The sequence below is a fragment of the Micromonospora pisi genome (assembly GCF_003633685.1).
GTDB classification, from domain to species: Bacteria; Actinomycetota; Actinomycetes; order Mycobacteriales; family Micromonosporaceae; genus Micromonospora_G; species Micromonospora_G pisi.
On the sequence record NZ_RBKT01000001.1, the window covers coordinates 3770627 to 3788394 of the forward strand.

At 71.2% G+C, this 17768-nt stretch carries 14 protein-coding genes and 1 riboswitch; of the genes, 6 read left to right on the plus strand and 8 right to left on the minus strand.

The genetic code is table 11. The features are described 5' to 3' along the window. The first annotated feature begins 12 nt into the window (after positions 1-12). Positions 13-732 (plus strand): HD domain-containing protein, encoded by a 720-nt coding sequence (locus BDK92_RS15810; protein WP_121157411.1) that lies wholly within the window; start codon positions 13-15, stop codon positions 730-732. Here BDK92_RS15810 and BDK92_RS15815 read toward each other — a convergent pair. Further along, positions 703-966: a DUF4031 domain-containing protein gene (locus BDK92_RS15815; RefSeq protein ID WP_121162207.1), complete on the minus strand. Its 264-nt coding sequence runs from the start codon at positions 964-966 to the stop codon at positions 703-705. The two genes, BDK92_RS15810 and BDK92_RS15815, sit on opposite strands and share 30 nt — an antisense overlap. Positions 967-1002: 36 nt before the next feature. Between BDK92_RS15815 and BDK92_RS15820 the strand changes: the two genes are divergently transcribed. After that, positions 1003-2403: an FAD-binding oxidoreductase gene (locus BDK92_RS15820; protein ID WP_121157412.1), complete on the plus strand. Its 1401-nt coding sequence runs from the start codon at positions 1003-1005 to the stop codon at positions 2401-2403. 40 nt (positions 2404-2443) lie between these two features. Here BDK92_RS15820 and BDK92_RS15825 read toward each other — a convergent pair whose 3' ends face one another. Continuing rightward, positions 2444-4258 carry a glycerol-3-phosphate dehydrogenase/oxidase gene (locus tag BDK92_RS15825; protein ID WP_121162209.1) on the minus strand — a complete coding sequence of 605 codons (1815 nt, stop codon included), beginning with the start codon at positions 4256-4258 and terminating at the stop codon, positions 2444-2446. A 78-nt stretch (positions 4259-4336) separates the two neighbouring features. Between BDK92_RS15825 and BDK92_RS15830 the strand changes: the two genes are divergently transcribed. From BDK92_RS15830 to BDK92_RS15845, 3 genes are all read left to right on the plus strand, one after another. Then, complete coding sequence (locus tag BDK92_RS15830) at positions 4337-6760, plus strand: S8 family serine peptidase (RefSeq protein WP_121157413.1); 2424 nt, start codon at positions 4337-4339, stop codon at positions 6758-6760. Between the two features lie 110 nt (positions 6761-6870). Continuing rightward, positions 6871-7941, plus strand: coding sequence for a GNAT family N-acetyltransferase (locus tag BDK92_RS40325; RefSeq protein WP_246017056.1), 1071 nt, complete (start codon positions 6871-6873; stop codon positions 7939-7941). A 102-nt stretch (positions 7942-8043) separates the two neighbouring features. Beyond that, positions 8044-8292 carry a hypothetical protein gene (locus BDK92_RS15845; protein ID WP_425462236.1) on the plus strand — a complete coding sequence of 83 codons (249 nt, stop codon included), beginning with the start codon at positions 8044-8046 and terminating at the stop codon, positions 8290-8292. Between the two features lie 60 nt (positions 8293-8352). Here the strand turns inward: BDK92_RS15845 and groL are convergent, their stop codons facing one another. Both groL and BDK92_RS15855 read right to left on the minus strand, forming a co-directional pair. Then, on the minus strand, positions 8353-9975 hold the full coding sequence (groL, locus tag BDK92_RS15850) for a chaperonin GroEL (protein ID WP_121157414.1): 1623 nt from the start codon (positions 9973-9975) through the stop codon (positions 8353-8355). 774 nt (positions 9976-10749) lie between these two features. Next, positions 10750-10953 (minus strand): cold-shock protein, encoded by a 204-nt coding sequence (locus BDK92_RS15855; protein WP_121157415.1) that lies wholly within the window; start codon positions 10951-10953, stop codon positions 10750-10752. Positions 10954-11449: 496 nt separating this feature from the next. On the opposite strand from BDK92_RS15855, the gene BDK92_RS15860 reads away from it, so the two are divergent. Further along, positions 11450-11932, plus strand: coding sequence for a GNAT family N-acetyltransferase (locus BDK92_RS15860; RefSeq protein WP_246017532.1), 483 nt, complete (start codon positions 11450-11452; stop codon positions 11930-11932). 87 nt (positions 11933-12019) lie between these two features. Here the strand turns inward: BDK92_RS15860 and paaN are convergent, their stop codons facing one another. The 4 genes from paaN to BDK92_RS15880 form a co-directional block, all read right to left on the minus strand. Further along, positions 12020-13693 carry a phenylacetic acid degradation protein PaaN gene (gene paaN, locus BDK92_RS15865; protein ID WP_121157416.1) on the minus strand — a complete coding sequence of 558 codons (1674 nt, stop codon included), beginning with the start codon at positions 13691-13693 and terminating at the stop codon, positions 12020-12022. A gap of 158 nt (positions 13694-13851) precedes the next feature. Continuing rightward, positions 13852-14892 carry a GNAT family N-acetyltransferase gene (locus BDK92_RS15870; RefSeq protein ID WP_121157417.1) on the minus strand — a complete coding sequence of 347 codons (1041 nt, stop codon included), beginning with the start codon at positions 14890-14892 and terminating at the stop codon, positions 13852-13854. A gap of 380 nt (positions 14893-15272) precedes the next feature. Then, entirely contained in the window at positions 15273-16571 is a 1299-nt protein-coding gene (gene thrC, locus BDK92_RS15875) for a threonine synthase (RefSeq protein WP_121157418.1), read from the minus strand. 11 nt (positions 16572-16582) lie between these two features. After that, a riboswitch (SAM riboswitch) is annotated at positions 16583-16716 on the minus strand. Positions 16717-16849: 133 nt separating this feature from the next. After that, complete coding sequence (locus tag BDK92_RS15880) at positions 16850-17767, minus strand: ABC transporter permease (protein WP_121157419.1); 918 nt, start codon at positions 17765-17767, stop codon at positions 16850-16852. Position 17768 lies beyond the last annotated feature (1 nt).

Genomic DNA, 17768 nt, shown 5'->3' on the forward strand with positions numbered 1-17768 from the left:
GGAGCCGAGTCGGTGACCGGCCTGGTCAGGCGCTGGTGCGGGGCGGCCCGGGGTGCGGGCGCCACCGGACCCGAGGCGGCACTCGCCGCCGTCGGCGAGGAACTGCTGCGCCGCTGGCGGGAGCCGCACCGGCACTACCACACCGTCAACCACCTGGGCGCCGTACTCGACGTGATCGACGCCGAGACGGAACGACCGACCGGGACGGATCTGTTGGCGTACGCCGGCCGGTCGGGCGCCGACCTGGTCCGGCTCGCCGCCTGGTGCCACGACGCGATCTACGACCCCCGGTCACCCGGCGACGCGAACGAACGGGCCAGCGCCGCCCTCGCCGCCGAACTGCTGACCGGGCTCGGCCTGCCGGCCGACGCGGTGGCCGAGGTCGTACGCCTGGTGCTGCTCACCGCCGGGCACCGGGTCGAGGCAACCGACCGGAACGGCGCACTGCTCTGCGACGCCGACCTCGCCATCCTCGCCGCCCCCGCCGCCCGCTACGACGCGTACGCCGCCGCGATCCGCCGGGAGTACGCGCACGTGCCCGACGAACTGTTCCGCGCCGGCCGGGCGGCCGTACTACGGAACCTCCTCGACCTGCCGACCCGCTACCGGCTGCCCGACCTGGCCGCCCGGTGGGAAGGCCCGGCCCGCGCCAACCTCACCCGCGAACTGGCCCGGCTCGACCCGGGCACCGCCCCCGGCCGGTCAGGCGGCGAGGTGCTTCGGGAGACGTAGGTTCGCCGCGCGGAGCAGTCGGGCGATCTCCCGGCTGGGGACCACCCGGGCGCCGAGCCAGACCGCCATCGCGAACCGCTCCTCCGGCAGGTCGTAGTGGTCCCGGTCGAACGCCCGGCGGGGCGAACCGAGCATCTCCGCGAAGGCGTGCAGCTCGGCGTACGAGACGTCGCTGACCAGGTGGGACCAGAGCCGGTCGCGGGCGGGCCAGGCGGGCGGGTCGACGTACACCATGGCCGTCACGGTAGTCCGGCGGTTAGCCTGCCACCCATGGCCGGCTCCCCCCTGATCGACGAACTTCGCGCCACCCTCGGTACGGCCGCGGTGCTGACCGACCCCGACCTGCTCCGTGGCTACCAGCGCGACGAGGCGGACCTCTGCGAGTCGGCGCCCCCCTCGGTGGTGGTACGCCCACGGACCACCGCCGAAGTGGTCGAGGTGGTACGACTCGCGGCGGCGTACGGCGTACCGGTGATCCCGCAGGGGGCCCGGACCGGGCTGGCCGGTGGGGCCAACTCGATCGAGGGAGCGCTGGTGCTCGCCACCACCGCCATGGACCGGATCCTGGAGATCGACCGGGTGAACCGGATCGCGGTGTTGCAGCCGGGCGTGGTCAACGCCACCCTCGCCGCCGAGGTCGCCCGGCACGGGCTGCGTTACCCACCCGACCCGGGCTCCTGGGAGTCCTCCACCATCGGCGGCAACGTCTCCACCAACGCCGGTGGCATGTGCTGCGTGAAATACGGCGTGACCACCGAGTACGTCCTCGGCCTGGAGGTGGTGCTCGCCTCGGGTGAGGTGCTGCGCACCGGTCGGCGTACCGCCAAGGGGGTGGCCGGCTACGACCTCACCCGGCTCTTCGTCGGTTCGGAGGGAACCCTCGGGGTGATCACCGAGATCACCGTCTCGCTCCGCCCCGCGCCCGAGGAGTCGCTGACCATGGTCGCGGTCTTCCCGTCGATCGCCACGGCCGGTGCGGCGGTGGCCGAGATCTCGGCCCAGGGGCTCTCGCCGAGCCTGCTGGAACTGCTGGACCAGACCCACCTGCGGGCGATCGAGGCGTACCGGCCGATGGGACTTCGTACGGACGCGCGGGCGCTGCTGCTCGCGGCGGTCGACACCGGTTCGCGGGCCCCGGCGGACCTGGCCCGGCTCGCCGCCGCCTGCACCGCGACCGGCGCCGACGAGGTCTTCACCGCCACCGACCCGGTCGAGGCGGCGGCGCTGCTCCAGGCGCGGCGGTTGGCTCACCCGGCGATGGAACGATTCGCCGCCGAGGCGTTCCCGGCCGGCAACGGTGGGCTCTTCCTCGACGACGTGGCGGTGCCGCGCAGCCGGCTGGCCGCCCTGCTGGACGGCATCGAGCGGATCGCCGCCGAGGAGGAGGTGCTGATCGGGGTGGTCGGGCACGCCGGGGACGGCAACATGCACCCGCTGATCGTGGTCGACCGGGCGGACCCGGTCAGCATGGCGCGCGGCCAGCGGGCCTTCGACGCGATCATGGAGCTCGCCCTGGCCCTCGGCGGGACCTGCACCGGCGAGCACGGGGTGGGGCTGCTCAAGCGCGACTGGCTGGCCCGCGAGATCGGCCCGGTCGGCGTACGGGTCCATCACGCGATCAAGGCAGCCCTCGACCCCACCGGCCTCTTCAACCCCGGCAAGGTCATCTGACCCGGTGGCGGGACCCGCCGCCCGGGCGGGACACCCTCGGTCAGCTCGGCAGTTCCGCCCCGGCGGCCTCGGCGCCCACGCCCCGGTCGGCGGCGAAGCCCCGCACGTCCGACACCCCGAGCCGGGCCGCGTCAGCGGTGGCGTCGTCGGGCATCCGCTGCGACTGCCGTTCCGCCTCGACCCGGGCCAGGTAGTGCTCCACCTCACGGGCCCGGACCTGGGCGTCCCAGCCGAGCACCCGGCCCATGATCTCGGCGGCGTGTTCGGCCGACTCGGTGCCCCGATGGGCGGTTTCGAACGAGATCCGGGTCCGTCGGGTCAGCACGTCGTCCAGGTGCAGTGCCCCCTCGGCGCTGGCCGCGTACGCGACCTCGGCCGCCAGGTACTCCGGCGCACCGGTGAGCGGCGCGGCGAGCAGTGGATCGGCCGCGATCAGGGCCAGCAGGTCGACGGTGAGGCTGCCGTACCGCTCCAGGAGGTGCTCCACCACCCCGACCTGGACCCCGTGCCGGCGGGCCAGGTCGGCCCGGTCCCGCCACATCGCCGGGAATCCGTCCGCGCCGAGCAGCGGCAGGTCGGCGGTACGCGACGGGCGGGCGTTGCCGAGCCGGCGGGCCGCCCGGTCGACCACGTCACTGGCCATCACCCGGTACGTCGTGTACTTGCCACCGGCCACCAACAGCAGCCCGAGCATCGGCTCGACCACCGCGTGCTCCCGGGAGAGTTTCGAGGTGGAGTCCGCCTCACCGGAGAGCAGCGGACGCAGCCCGGCGTACACGCCCTCGATGTCCGAGGTGGTCAACGGCCGGTCGAGCACGGTGTTGACCTGATCCAACAGGTAGTCGATGTCGCGGGCGGAGGCCGCCGGGTGGGCCCGGTCGAGGGTCCAGTCGGTGTCCGTGGTGCCGATGATCCAGTGGCCGCCCCAGGGCAGCACAAAAAGCACCGAGGTGGCGGTCCGCAGGATCAGCCCGGCCTCACCGGTGATCGCCGAACGCGGCACCACCAGGTGCACCCCCTTGGAGGAACGCACCCGCAGCCCCGGGCGGGCGCCGATGTCGCCCAGCATCCGCGACATGTCGTCGCTCCACACCCCGGTCGCGGCGATGACCGTACGGGCGTTCACCTCGAACTCGGCGTCCGGCGAACCGGGCCGCGCCTCCATGTCGCGTACCCGTACCCCGGTCACCTCGCGTGCCTGCCGGATCAGGCCGACGGCGCGGGTGCTGGTCACCACGGCCGCGCCGAGGCTCGCCGCGGTCCGGGCCAGGGTGACCACCAGGCGGGCGTCGTCGACCTGGCCGTCGTAGTAGCGGATCGCACCGGCGACCGCGTCGGCGCGCAGGCTCGGGAAGAGCCGGCGGGCCCCCTCACGACTCAGGTGGCGGTGCAGCGGCATGCCCCGGCCACCGCCGAAGACACCGGCGAACGCGTCGTACGCGGCCACCCCGGCCCCGTAGTACGAGCGCCGCCAGGCCCGTGCGGGCAGCGCCGCCGGGCCCGCTCCGGGCGGGAGCGGCACCAGGATCGGCACCGGTCGGACCAGGTGCGGTGCGAGCCGGGTGGCGAGCAGGCCACGTTCGGTCAGCGCCTCGTGCACCAGCCCGAATTCGAGCTGTTCGAGGTAGCGCAGGCCGCCGTGGATGAGCTTGCTGGAGCGGCTGGAGGTGCCGGCGGCGTAGTCGCGCGCCTCGACCAGAGCCACCCGAAGTCCGCGCGAAGCGGCGTCGAGGGCGGCGCCCGCGCCGGTCACCCCACCACCGATCACGAGTACGTCGAACCGCTCGCCCCGCAGGCGGCGCAGATCCGCCGCGCGGCGGGCCGGTGAGAGTTGGCCGGCTTCGTACCGGGAGATGTTCGGATCGCGCACCTGTCCACGTTAACCGCATCCGGTGAACAGTTCGCGCCCTCGGTGGGTCGTACTGTTTCCGGCATGCAGGTCGGACCCGCGCAGCCCGCCGACGAACCGGCTCCCCCACCGTTCCACGCCGTACCGGTCCACGCCGGTGGCGGGCCATGGCCGGTCGTCGCGGCCGTGCTGATCGGCTGCTGGGCGGTCGCGGTCACCGTCGGCGCCCAGCTCACCGGCTGGTCCATCGAACAGTTGCTGCTGGTCGGCGGGGTCTCGCTGCCGGCGTGGGTGTGGCCGGTCACCGGGCTGGCGAACGCCGTGCTGGTCGGCGTACCGGCCGGGCTGCTCGCCCTCCTCCCCCGTTCGGCGACCGTTCGGGCGACCGGGCGGGTCTGGCTGGTCGGCGCGCTCGCGCTCGGCGTGTTCGGCCTGCTCCGGGCGATCCCCCTGGTCCACCAGGAGGGCTACCTGGCCGCCCTCACCGTGGTCGCCACGCTGGCGGCGACACTCGTACGTCGACGCGCCCACCGCCCCGACCGGCCGGAACGGGAACCCGCCCTGATCGGCACCGGACTGGCGATCGCCGCCGGGCTGGCCCTGCTCCTGCCCTGGCTCTGGCTCGGCGCCCTCGGCGGCCGGCTGGAGAGCGCACTGGCACTCACCTCCGCCGCCGCCCTCGGCTGGTTCGCCACCACACTGCTCGACCAGGACTTCTGGGCCGGGTACGAACGCCACGCCGATGGCCGACCCGCTGGTGCGGCCCGGCTCGTGCTGCTCGGCGGTCTGGTCGCGGGTGTCGCGCTGCTCCTGGTCGCGGGCGGGACCGGCCCCGGCGGCAGCCAGCTCGCCGCGCTGCTCGTCCTCCCCCCGGCCGGTTTCACCGTCGCCGCGCTCCGCCGACTCGGCCACCTGGCCGGATCGGCGCCGACCGGCTGGCTGGTCGGGCTCGCTGCGGTCGGCCCCCTGGCCCTGGTCGACCCGGAGGAGATCTCGATCCTGCTCGCCACCACCCGGGACGTGCCGTACTGGACAGCGCTCGCCGCCGGTGCCTCGCTCGCCATCGCCCTCCTCGCCGGCCTCGGCTACGGCCTGGCGTTCGGCCGGGTACGGGCCGGCGTCCCGCGCCGTGCGGTGGCGGCGACCGTCACCGTGGTGCTGGTGCTCGCCGCCGGGGGCATCTACCTGGGCCTCGGCCAACCGGGCTGGTACGGGGAACGACTCTTCGTGGTGTTGAAGGAGCAGGCGCCCCTGGACGACCTGATGGCCGGACCCACCGGAGCGACCGGCCAGCCCGAACGGGTACGCGAGGTCCACCGCCGGCTCGTCGGCACGGCGCTTCGTGCCCAGGCGGACCTGCGCCACGAACTCGACCGCTGGGGGTTGGCGTACCGGCCCTACTACCTGGTCAACGCGATCGAGGTGACCGGCGGACCGGTCGTACGCGGCTGGCTCTCCCGCCGCGACGACGTCGACCGGGTGCTGATCAGCCAGGACCTGCGGCCACTGCCGGCGCCCGCGTCGACCCACCACAGTGGCGGTACGGCGCCGACCGTACCGTCCTGGAACCTCACCCAGATCGGCGCGGACCAGGTCTGGGCACAGCTACGGGTGGACGGGTCCGGAATCGTGGTCGGCAGCTCGGACTCCGGAGTGGACGGTCACCACCCGGCTCTCGTCGACGGTTTCCGGGGCGGCGACGACTCCTGGTACGACCCGTGGAACGGCACCCGTTTCCCCAGTGACAGCGGCGGCCACGGTACGCACACGCTCGCCTCGGCCGTCGGCGACGAGAACGTGGGCGTCGCCCCCGGGGCCAGTTGGATCGGCTGCGTCAATCTCGACCGCAACCTCGGCAACCCCGCCCACTACCTGGACTGCCTCCAGTTCATGCTGGCCCCCTTCCCCACCGGCGGCGACCCGTTCACCGACGGCCGGCCGGACCGGGCCCCGCAGGTGCTGACCAACTCGTGGGGCTGTCCCCCGGTCGAGGGCTGTGACGCCGGCGCGCTCCGCCCGGCCACCGCCGCCTTCGCCGCCGCCGGGATCTTCTTCACCGCCGCCGCCGGCAACACCGGTCCCCGCTGCGCCTCCATCGACGACCCGCCCGCGCCGTACGCCGATGTGTTCACGGTTGGCGCGGTGGACCGGGACCGGCGGGTCGCCCCCTTCTCCAGCCGTGGTCCGGCGATTGGCGGCGCCCCGAAACCCGACCTGGTCGCGCCGGGCGCCGACGTTCTCTCGGCGATGCCGGGCGGCGGGTACGAGGCCCTCAGCGGCACCTCGATGGCGACCCCGCACGTGGCCGGCGTGGTGGCGTTGATGTGGTCGGCCAACCCGGCGCTCATCGGCGACCTGGACCGCACCAGGCAGATCCTGCGTGACACCGCCACCCCGGTCTCACTCCCCGGCGCGAATGCCACCGCCGCCGCCTGCGGCCCCGACAGCAACTCCGCTGGCGCTGGCCTCCTCAACGCCCCAGCCGCCGTCCACGCCGCCCTGGGGTAAGGAAGGGCCCCTTGTTATCGCTTTTTGTATAGGAAGGGGCCCTTCCTAACCGGTCGGCGGGAACGGTCCGGGCACCGGGTCAGGGCCGTGATGTCTTAGGGTCGGCAGTCGTGGATCACGATTTTTCGATCATCGAGCTGACCGAGGACGACGTACCCGCGGTGGTGACCCTCTGCGGTGAGGCGCTGGACCTGCCGGACGACGCGGCGGAGGCCCCGGTGATCGTCGCCCGGCTACGCGACACCACCACTCTGCCGGGTGCGACGATCCGGCGCCGTACGGTCGGTTTTGTGGCCGTCGTGGGCTCCGCCACCGTCGGTGTTGTGCTCGGCTCGATCGCCCACCGTGACCCGTCGCTCGGCCACGTAGACCTGATCGCGGTGCATCCGACCCACCGCCGTCAGGGGATCGGGCGGGCGCTGCTGGCCCGGATCGAGGGTGCGCTCTCCGGGCTCGGCGCCGGTGAGGTGCTGCTCGCGGGCAACCCGCCGCACTACGCCTGGCCCGGCATCGACGTGCGCTACACCCCGGCGGTCTGCGCCGCGATGGCGCTCGGCTACGAGCAGGAGAACATCGCCTGGAACATGACGGCGGACCTGTCGTACGACGCGTCGCCGGCGTTGCGCAGCACGTCGACGGCCGAGCAGCGCCTGGCCGACCAGGGCATCACGGTACGTCGGGCGGAGCCGGACGATGCCGCCATGCTGGTCGAGTTCGCCCGGGAGACGTTCGGCGTGGGCTGGGGCGGCGAGGTGGCCGACTCGATCGGCAGGACCGGCGCCGGCTGCCACATCGCCGTACGGGACCGCGTTCCGGCCACTGTGGAGAGTCGTTCTGACGCGTCGGGTGACGGTGACCCGGCCGTCGACGGTAACGGGGACGGGGCGGTTCCCGGCAGCGACGAGTCCACTTCCCCGCAGGTCGGGGCGGCGGCGGTGGAGGTGCTCGGGTTCGCCGCGTACGGCTCGTCCCGGCCGAGTTGGTTCGGTCCGATGGGTACGGCGCCGGCCGCGCAGGGCCTGGGTATCGGTGGGGTGCTGTTGCGCCGTTGTCTGGCCGATCAGCGGGCGGCTGGGCACGAGCGTGCCGAGATCGGTTGGGTCGGTCCGGTGCCGTTCTATGCCAGCAACTCGGGCGCCCGGATCGAGCGGGTCTTCTTCCTGTACCGCAAGCAGCTCTAACGGAATAGCCCGAAAGGGGCGAATAGGAGATATCCGTTTATAGTGCCGTTTCTCAGCACTGTCCCTCGCCTGCCTCCTACCGTTTGAGCAAAGGAGGAAATCATGGCGAAGGACGACGAACCGACTGACGATCTCCCTGCGGCCGCCTGGGCTCGGATGGCCGCGGAGGTCCCCGCCGAAACGCCGGTACATCGCCTGGACTACGGCGACGCGGACCAGCGGGCTGAAATGGATGGACCGGACGAACTGCCGTCCGACGAACCACTGGAAATGGTCGACGCCCCGATCCAGATCAGGAAGCCGTTCTCCCGCGCGGACAAGCAACGCAATCAGCGACGTCTGCCGACCTGACGCGGACGACGAAGGGGGCGGACCGCTCGCGCGGCCCGCCCCCTTCGGGAGTGTCTGGACTCAGAAGTCCATGTCCCCGCCGCCCGGCGCAGCCGCCGGGGCCGGGTTCTTCTCCGGCTTGTCCGCCACCACTGCCTCGGTGGTCAGGAACAGGGCCGCGATCGAGGCCGCGTTCTGCAGCGCTGACCGGGTCACCTTGGCCGGGTCGATGATGCCGGCCTTGAGCAGGTCGACGTACTCACCGTTCGCGGCGTTCAGGCCGTGGCCGGCCTCCAGGTTGCGCACCTTCTCCACCACGACGCCACCCTCAAGGCCGGCGTTGACGGCGATCTGGCGCAGCGGGGCGTCCAGCGCGATCTTGACGATCGTCGCACCGGTCGCCTCGTCACCCGCGAGGTCCAGCTTGTCGAAGGCGGTCTTGCCGGCCTGCACCAGCGCGACGCCACCACCGGGGACGATGCCCTCCTCGACGGCCGCCTTCGCGTTGCGAACGGCGTCCTCGATGCGGTGCTTGCGCTCCTTGAGCTCGACCTCGGTGGCCGCGCCAACCTTGATCACCGCAACACCGCCGGCCAGCTTGGCCAGGCGCTCCTGCAGCTTCTCGCGGTCGTAGTCGGAGTCGCTCTTCTCGATCTCGGCACGGATCTGGTTGACCCGACCCTGGATCTGGTCGGCGTCACCGGCACCGTCGACGATCGTGGTCTCGTCCTTGGTCACCACGACCTTGCGGGCGCGGCCCAGCATGTCGAGGCCGATGCCGTCGAGCTTGAGGCCCAGCTCCTCGCTGATGACCGCGCCACCGGCGAGGATCGCGATGTCGGTCAGCATGGCCTTGCGACGGTCACCGAAGCCCGGAGCCTTGACGGCGACGGACTTGAAGGTGCCCCGAACCTTGTTGACGATGAGGGTGGCGAGCGCCTCGCCCTCGACGTCCTCGGAGATGATCAGCAGCGGCTTGCCCGACTGCATGACCTTCTCCAGGATCGGCAGCAGGTCCTTCACCGAAGCGATCTTGCTGTTGACGATCAGGATGTAGGGGTCGTCGAGGACGGCCTCCATCCGCTCCGGGTCGGTCCAGAAGTAGGGCGAGATGTAGCCCTTGTCGAAGCGCATACCCTCGGTGAGCTCAAGCTCGAGCCCGAAGGTGTTGCTCTCCTCGACGGTGATGACGCCTTCCTTGCCGACCTTGTCCATCGCCTCGGCGATGATCTCGCCGACGGTGGTGTCACCGGCGGAGATCGACGCGGTCGAGGCGATCTGCTCCTTGGTCTCGACGTCCTTGGCGAGCTTGGCCAGCTCCTCCGCCACGGCGGCGACAGCGGCCTCGATGCCCCGCTTCAGGGCCATCGGGTTCGCGCCGGCCGCGACGTTACGCAGGCCCTCGCGGACCAGCGCCTGGGCCAGGACGGTCGCCGTCGTCGTGCCGTCACCGGCAACGTCGTCGGTCTTCTTGGCGACCTCCTTGACCAGCTCAGCGCCGATCTTCTCGTAGGGGTCCTCGAGCTCGATCTCCTTGGCGATGCTCACACCATCGTTGGTGATGGTGGGGGCACCCCACTTCTTCTCGAGCACGACGTTGCGGCCCTTGGGGCCGAGCGTCACCTTGACGGCGTCGGCGAGCTGGTTCATGCCCCGCTCGAGGCCACGGCGGGCCTCTTCGTCGAACGCGATGATCTTGGCCATACGGCGTTGTCCTCCTGGACACTCACGGCCGCCCGAGCCGGTTGTCCCGGATCGGCCGCCTGACTACGCACCTTCGGACGTCACCACTGCGCTGGCGCGCGGCATGATCCGACAACGATCACACCGGACCGACTCCCGCGCGCTAGGCGGCAGTGACGTCCGTCGGTCGGGCCGGACAGCCCGCGACGACCGGCCATCCGCCCCGCCCCCGCTTCCGGTTGCGCGACCGTGGCCCTAACCGCCCCGACCTTCTGGCACTCACACCGCGCGAGTGCCAATCACTTGTTTAGCACTCTCCCATGGCGAGTGCAAGCGAGTGGGCCAGAGCGAGCGTGGTCGAAAACGCGCGGGCGGCGCACCGAGCACGGCATCGACCAGGGAGATCTCCACGGAGGGCCGGCTCACACGCACTCTCGCCGGGCGGGTCGCAGGGCACGCCACCGCGAACGCTGGCGGGTGAGCGACGCGAGGGTGAACATCGGGGAGACCTGGGCGGAAGAACTCACGCAAAGAGTTCACAAAGGCACAACAGAGGCAGACCCGGACACTACACAGGCCCAACGTACGAGGATCGGGTGTCGCCCGCGAGCCCGGCAGACAGGGCTCGGCGCCTGTCGGCACCGGGGCGCGCACAACCACGGAACGTCCCGTTCGAACGGGCGATGACAGGGACGCCGCACTCCCGGGAAGCCGACGCCCCGTCGAATCGAAATCCGGCTGTCGCTACCGGTCGTATTCGATCAGCCAGACGACTGGTCGGTCGGAGACCGACACTCAGGCGAGCAGGCGCACCTTCTCGGCCTGCGGGCCCTTCTGGCCTTGCGCGATTTCGAACTCCACCCGCTGCCCGTCGTCGAGCGCCTTGTAGCCGTCCATCTCGATCGCGGAGAAATGGACGAATACGTCCTGCCCGCCATCGACCGCAATGAAGCCGTAGCCCTTTTCGCTGTTGAACCACTTGACGGTGCCCTGTGCCACGGTGCACTTCCTCACTTCGATCGTGCTGGGTCGCAACCCCCGTGCCGACGTACGCCGGCCGGGGCCGCCAACTCGCCGAACCCATATCGGTCCACCAAATCAGCAACCGAAATCGCACGCTACACGAGGTCCGACGCTGGTGCACTACCCCAAAAGGGACAGCAGGGACGGCTCCACAACCGCCCCCGGCGATTAACTCTGCATCGTCGACCGTCTTTACGTCGTACAATTGATCATGTATCCCCGGACGGGTGCGCCACGGTTGATCGCCAAACCGGTTGCCGGTGGTGGCCCGGCGGGGTAGGCATGCCTGATGACCAGCCTGCCGGCATTCGCCGCTAGTGCACCGCCCGACGCGCCCACCACCATGGCAAGCCCCACTCCGACAGCTCCCGGTCCCGCCAGCGGCGGCCCCGGCGCGGGCAGCCACGGCTCCGACGCCGGCCCGGCCGATCGACCGCGGGTCCGGCGGATCAAATCGGCTGATGCCGCACGGATGCGGGCGCTACGGCTGGAGATGCTCGCCGACGCGCCACTGGCCTTCCTGGAAACGGTCGCCGAAGCGGCGGCCCGCCCACACGCCGAGTACGCCAACCGGGTCCGACAGAACGCTTCGGGCAGCGACATAGCCGCCTTCGTCGCCGAACTGCCGCCCGCCCGGGAACTCTCGCCCGCCGCCGGACCATTCGTCGGGCACGCCGGCGGGCATGCGGTCCCCACCGAGCCGGGGCTCACCGTCATCTTCGCCGTCTACGTCACCCCGACTCGACGGGGCACCGGTCTGCTCGCGGACCTGATCGAGCAGGTGGCGGTCTGGTCCCGGGCCGCCGGACGGCCGGAGCTGATGCTGGAGGTGGTGGTCGGCAACGATCGCGCGCTCCGGGCCTACCAGCGGCTCGGCTTTGTCGACACCGGCGTACGGGTTCCGCATCCCCGCGTACCCGCCCTGACCGAACTCCAGATGCGCCGCCGCGCCTGAACGTCACCGCCGGTTCCCCGCACCAGCGGTGTTAGGAAGGGCCCCTTCCTATACAGAATGCGATAACAAGGGGCCCTTCCTTACACCTCAGATGTGGCGGCGGGACTGGACTACGCGGAACCGGTTGGCGACATACGCGCCGTCGGTCAGGGCGGCGTTCGCCGCCGCGTTGGCGCCGCTGGCGTGGAAGTCGGAGAAGGCCGCCGACTGGTTGACGAAGACGCCACCGGTGAGGTTGCAGGAGAGGTGGACCCCGGCGTCAAGCGCCGCCGCCTCGGCCGCGTCGAGCACCTTCTCGTCGGTGGCGTAGACCGCCGCGGTCAGGGCGCCCTGCGCTCCCACGGTCTTCCGCAGGATCTCCAGGCTGTGCGCGGTGGAGTCGGTGGAGATCGTGAACGAGATCGGCCCGAACCACTCCCGGCCGTACGTCTGCGCGTCGTCCGCGCCGAGCCGGACGATGGCCGGCGTACGGACCACCGCGTCCGCATAGGTGGGGTGCGCGACCGTACGCGAGGCGAGCACCACTTCGCCGACCCCGGCCACCTCGTCCAACCGGCCGAGTACGCCGTCGTTGACGATCGCACCGGTCAGCTCGACGGCCCGTGCCGGGTCACCGGTGAGCTTGCCGACGACACCGGCGATTCCGGCGGTGACCTCGTCGAAGGTCTTGTGCCCCTGGTCGGTGTCGATGCCGGCGGCCGGGATCAGAATGTTCTGCGGCGTGGTGCACATCTGTCCGCTGTAGAGGGTCAGCGAGAAACCGATGTTGCGGCACATGCCGGCGAAGTCGTCGGTCGAGTCGATCACGATGGTGTTGACGCCGGCCTTCTCGGTGTAGACCGAGGCCTGTCGGGCGTTGTTCTCCAGCCAGTCGCCGTACTCGGTGGAGCCGGTGAAGTCGATGATCCGGACCTCGGGGCGGAGCGCCAGCGTGGTGGCGAGCTTCTCGCCCGGTTCCTCGGCGGCGAGCAGCACCAGGTTGGGGTCGAACCCGGCCTCGGCGAGCACCTCGCGGGCGTACCGGACGGTGATCGCCAGCGGCAGCACGGCGCCGGGGTGCGGCTTGACCACCACCGGGTTGCCGGTGACCAGGGAGGCGAACAGACCGGGGTACGAGTTCCAGGTCGGGAAGGTGTTGCAGCCGATCACCAGCGCCACACCCCGGGGCACCACGTGGAACGTCTTGACCATCCGCAGCGGGTCGCCCTTGCCGGCCGGCTTCTCCCATTCGGCGCTGCCCGGGTGCCGGGTCATCTCGGCGTACGCGTACGCGATCGCCTCCAGGGCCCGGTCGAGGGCGTGCGCCCCGCCGGCCTGGAACGCCATCACGAAGGCCTGCCCGCTGGTCGCGTGTACGGCGTTGGCCAGCTCGAAGATGTGCCGGTGCAGCCGGGCCAGGATTTCCAGGCAGACGCCGGCCCGGGCCTGCGGTCCGGCGTCACGCCAGCTCGGCAGCGCGGCGGTGGCGGCGGCGATCATCGCGTCGAGGTCGCCGTGCGGGTAGCGCACGCCGAGGTCGAAGCCGAACGGACTGGCCTCGGTCGCCACCCGTCCCTGGGTGCCGGGCTGGTCGAGCGGGAAGTCGGCGTCCAGGTAGGAGCGGTAGGCCGCCTCCCCCTCGGCGGCGGCGGTCTCGCCGTACACCCGGGGGCTGGGCGATTCGGGGAAGGCCGACCAGTAGGCACGCTCCGTGATCGCGGTCAGCGCCCGGGCGAGGGTGTCGGCGTGCGTGGCGTAGAGGGGATGCGGGGTCTCCGTCATCCCGCCATCATGCCCCAGCTCATCCCCGCCCCCTACCCTCCCGCCCCCTCCCCGCACCCCCGCGCGTCGATCTAGGGCAAATCAGCGCTAGTTGATCCCTAGCGGCAGCGATCTCTCCTAGATCGGCGAGGGGGTGGGGGTGGGGGGAGGGGTGGGGGTTAGAGGGTTAGTTGCCAGTTGTTCCAGGAGTCGGCGGGGCGGAAGCCGATCGCCTCGTTGATGGAGATCATGTGGTCGTTGACTCCCGCGTTCCAGGTGTCGATGACCCGGAGTTCGGGTTCGTGGGAAAGGGTCCACCGCAGGTTTTCAATCTTGGCGATGGTGCCGAGCCGGTGCCCGCGGTGGTTCGGGTCGACGATGGTGATCTGCTGGAAGGCGTGCCAGGACGGGGTCGCACCAACGTCGATCATGGTCCAGGCGACGAGCCGACCGGTCCCGTCGTGGCGCAACCCGCTGCTGTAGAGACGGCGCCCGCGTACGGCCAGCGCCGCGTCGACCGCCAGAATCCGTTCCCCGTCCGGTTTCGCCGCCTCCCACTCCAGGTCACCGAGGGGGGCGTCCTGGACCAACCGACCGTCGAGGTACGCGATGTCGTCGAGGTACTCGGCGGGCGCGCTGCCGATCCAGCGGACCAGCGAGTAGCCGTCGGCCCGTCCCCAGGCGTCGGCGAGCAGTTCGTCGAGGTGCGACTGGTCCAGGGCGGTGAGGTCGAGCCGCCGCCGGACGTCGACCAGCGCGTTCTTCGCGCCGACCGAGGCGGCGAACGCGGCGGCGGGGTCCTCCCGGGGCGGCTGGCCGGGCAGTACGTCGACCGAGACGGTGTTGAGCCGCTTACGCCCCAGCTCACGGAGGGTACGCAGGCTGTACTCGAAGAGTGCCCGCCCGACGCCGCGACGCCGGTACTCGGGCAGCACCTCGATGTCGATCGAGGCGTTCTCGGTGTTCTCCAGCTGCGGGAGTTCGATGGCGAGGTAGCCGACCGGGCGACCGTCGAGGTGGGCCAGGACGAACCGGTCCTCTTCGCCGGGCATGGGATGGCGTAGCTGGCCGAGGAACCGTTGGCGACAGAGCGGGGGGAAGTCGGGCAGGTCGGCCGCGATGACTGCGGACCGAATCGCGTACGCCTGCTCGACCGCAAGGTCGTCGGCGACGTCGAGTGGGGTGACGGCGATGCCTACGGGGGTGGCGGCGGTGTCCATGTTCCCGAGGGTGCCCGGCCCGTACGAGGAACGCGAGCGAATTAGTTCCGCTCAGCTCCGCCGACGTTGGTCGGGAGGACGCTCGCACAACGCCTCCGGCGTCGGGTCGTAAGAGCTTGAAAAGTCTACGGCGATGCGTCCTCCCGCACGGAGCATTTTGCGTCGCCCGATTCGCGACGTCAAGCCCTTGCCGGGGTCTTTTGCTAACGGGTGGCAAATCGGCAACTACCCAGCGCATCGGACACATCCACCGGTCAGCGGACTTGCCCCGTCCGAACGGCTGACGGCACGCTCCCGGCAAGCGGGCGGCCGTCAGCCGTCGTTGCCGACATGGCCGGACGGGCAGACCGGCGGAGGGGCAGACCGGCGGACAGGCCGGCTCAGCCCAGCAGGCCCGCCTCACGGGCGGCCTTCAGCGAGGGCTTCACCCGGTACGTCGGACCGACCAGCGACGCCACCGCGTCGATGGTCTTCAGCCCTTCGCCGGTGTTGTAGACAACCGTCTCGGCGGTCGGGTCGAGCCGCCCGCTCGCCACCAGCTTGCGCAGGCAGGCAACGGTCACCCCGCCCGCCGTTTCGGCGAACACACCGGTCGTACGCGCGAGCAGCCGGATCGCGTCGCGGATCTCGTCGTCGTCGGCGTACTCCATCCAGCCGCCGGTACGCCGCACCGCCTCCAGTGCGTACAGGCCGGCGGCCGGGTCGCCGATGTTGAGCGACTTGGCGATCCCGGTCGGCTTCACCGGAACGATGGTGTCGGTGTCGTTGTGCAGGGCGGTCGCGATCGGGTTGCAACCGGCCGACTGGGCGCCGAAGACTTTCCAGCCGTTGGCCGGCGCCTCGACCAGGCCGATCTCGACCAGCTCACTGAACGCCTTGTCGACCTTGGTGAGCAGCTCACCGCTGGCCATCGGGATGACCACCTGCTCGGGGATGCGCCAGCCGAGCTGTTCGGCGACCTCGTACCCCAGGGTCTTGGACCCTTCGGCGTAGTACGGCCGGACGTTCACGTTGACGAACGCGGTGTCCTCGAACTCGTCGGTCTCGACCAGTTCGCCGCAGAGCCGGTTCACGTCGTCGTACGAGCCGTCGATCGCGACCAGGTCGCCGCCGTACACCGCGGTCGTGATGACCTTGCCCTGTTCCAGGTCGGCGGGGATGAAGACGATCGACGGGACGCCGGCGCGGGCCGCGTGCGCGGCGACCGAGTTGGCCAGGTTGCCGGTGGAGGCGCAGGCGAACCGGCTGAAGCCGAGGCCCCGGGCGGCGGTGAGCGCGACCGACACCACCCGGTCCTTGAACGAGTGGGTGGGGTTGGCGCTGTCGTCCTTGACCCAGAGCGGCGCGGTGATGCCCAGTTCGGCGGCGAGGTGCGGGGCGGCTACCAGCGGGGTCAGGCCGGGGTCGAGGGTGACCCGGGTGGCCGGGTCCTGGCCGGCGGGGAGCAGGGCTGCGTACCGCCAGATGTTCTGCGGGCCCGCCTCGATGTCGGCCCGGGTGACCTTGGACAGGGCGTCCTGGTCGTAGGCGACCTCAAGCGGGCCGAAACACTCGTAACAGGCATGCTGGGCGATCAGCGGGTACTGCGCGCCGCAGCCCCGGCAGACCAGCGCACGCGCCGGGTTGGCCGAGGTTTCACCGCTGGTGGGAGTCTGGGTTTCGCCGAGGGTCGCAGTCATGCGATGCCGTCCTCTCATCTTTCCCCTGGACCGCACGGTGCGGCGGGGACGGACTTGGCACCTGCCTCGCCCGGCTCGTCATCGAGCCGGCGGGTGGTTGCCGGGGCTTCATCGGGCCGTATCCCTCTGCCCCTCTGGATGAGGTATTCAGTTGTGTGCCCGATCCTACGGGTGAACCCGCCTCCGGCCCAGCACCCGCCGCCCCTTGTGACCCACACCCCACGCTCCGTGCCGCGCGGAGCACGGCCCGGAACATCCATCGGGTACGTGGGCAGCGGCTAGCTGACCACGTCCTTGCGGGTGAAGCGCCAGAACGCGAGGCTCCAGAAGATGGTGGCGTAGCTGATCGCCGAGATGCAGCCGCGTACCACGTCGTCGGTCTGCACCGGCGTGGAGAGCAGCCCCAGCCAGGCGGTGCTGTAGTGGGTCGGCAGGAAGTCGCGCACCACGCCGAGCGCCTCGATCTGGTCCAGGATGCTGGAGAGGATCCAGAGCAGTACGGCGCCGCCGACCGCGCCCAGGGCCGCGTCGGTGGAGACCGAGAGCAGGAACGCCAGTCCCGCCACCACCAGCAGCGCCACCGCCAGGTAACCGACGATGCCGAGCAGCCGCAGCAGCCCCTCGGCGGCCGGGATCTGGGCCGCGACGGTGCTGCTCAACGGCTCCCAGCCGTAACGCAGGGTGCCGAGCAGCAGCGCGGTCCCGACCAGCAGCAACAGTGCCAACCCGGAGTACGCCAGCGCTACCACCAGCTTCACCGCCAACAGCCGGGCCCGGGGCACCGGCACCGCCAGCAGGTACCGCAGGCTCCCCCAGCTCGCCTCGCTGGCCACGGTGTCGCCGCAGAACAGCGCGACGACCACGACCAGCAGGAACGACGCCGACACAAAGAGGCAGAACAGGGCGAAGTTCAGTCCACCGCTGGTGGCGAGGTCGATCAGGCTGGCGAACTCGCCGTTGCCGTTGTCGTCGTCGCCACCCGCGTTGAACTGGAACGCGATCAGGACGATCAGCGGCAGCAGCACCATCGCGGCCAGGGTCAACTGGGTACGTCGACGCGCGAACTGCCGGCGCCACTCGGTCACCACCGACAGTGTCGCCCCCGGCCGGTAACCCGGCGCGGCGCCCGCACCGGCAACGGTCATCTGGTCCGTACCGGCCATGTCGGCGGCCCCGCTTCCCGGAGAGTCGGCCATC

Bases quoted from the DNA above. Each gene is read 5' to 3' on its own strand.
- BDK92_RS15815 (WP_121162207.1), bottom strand. From the start codon at position 966: ATGGTGTACGTCGACCCGCCCGCCTGGCCCGCCCGCGACCGGCTCTGG.
- BDK92_RS15820 (WP_121157412.1), top strand. From the start codon at position 1,003: ATGGCCGGCTCCCCCCTGATCGACGAACTTCGCGCCACCCTCGGTACG.
- BDK92_RS15830 (WP_121157413.1), top strand. From the start codon at position 4,337: ATGCAGGTCGGACCCGCGCAGCCCGCCGACGAACCGGCTCCCCCACCG.
- BDK92_RS15845 (WP_425462236.1), top strand. From the start codon at position 8,044: ATGGCGAAGGACGACGAACCGACTGACGATCTCCCTGCGGCCGCCTGG.
- groL (WP_121157414.1), bottom strand. From the start codon at position 9,975: ATGGCCAAGATCATCGCGTTCGACGAAGAGGCCCGCCGTGGCCTCGAG.
- BDK92_RS15860 (WP_246017532.1), top strand. From the start codon at position 11,450: ATGCGGGCGCTACGGCTGGAGATGCTCGCCGACGCGCCACTGGCCTTC.
- paaN (WP_121157416.1), bottom strand. From the start codon at position 13,693: ATGACGGAGACCCCGCATCCCCTCTACGCCACGCACGCCGACACCCTC.
- BDK92_RS15870 (WP_121157417.1), bottom strand. From the start codon at position 14,892: ATGGACACCGCCGCCACCCCCGTAGGCATCGCCGTCACCCCACTCGAC.
- thrC (WP_121157418.1), bottom strand. From the start codon at position 16,571: ATGACTGCGACCCTCGGCGAAACCCAGACTCCCACCAGCGGTGAAACC.
- BDK92_RS15880 (WP_121157419.1), bottom strand. From the start codon at position 17,767: ATGGCCGACTCTCCGGGAAGCGGGGCCGCCGACATGGCCGGTACGGAC.